1 protein-coding gene is annotated in these 314 nt (G+C 45.9%); it reads left to right on the plus strand.

What is annotated here, in order from left to right; genetic code table 11:
* Positions 1-61 precede the first annotated feature (61 nt).
* Positions 62-314: hypothetical protein (locus tag DC53_RS0121175; RefSeq protein ID WP_206075191.1), on the plus strand; the 253-nt coding region annotated here is incomplete at its 3' end.

The following is a 314-nucleotide window of genomic DNA, read 5'->3' on the forward strand; positions in this document are numbered from 1 at the left end:
AGCTAGCATGGCTGGTAAATATACTACCCATATGGGTCGCGAATACGTTCAGGAAGCTCCAGTGGCTGGAGTTTTCTCTGGCATGGCTCAGGCTCCGCGAGAGAACTACTACACGGCTGAAACATTCCAGCACGACATTTGGCGTGAAGGTGAAGAAGTTGCACCAGTTGTTCGCAGCGTTAAAGACGGCAACACTAAGTTTTCTCTAGACGAGTTCACAAACAAAGAATTCTCAGCAGTTGTAATGAGTGAAGAGTTTTCAATTAACGCTCACGAACTGACTAAACGTCAATTTGGTGAAATCGACTACATCG

This window comes from Pseudoalteromonas fuliginea, from assembly GCF_000690055.1.
GTDB lineage: Bacteria > Pseudomonadota > Gammaproteobacteria > Enterobacterales > Alteromonadaceae > Pseudoalteromonas > Pseudoalteromonas fuliginea.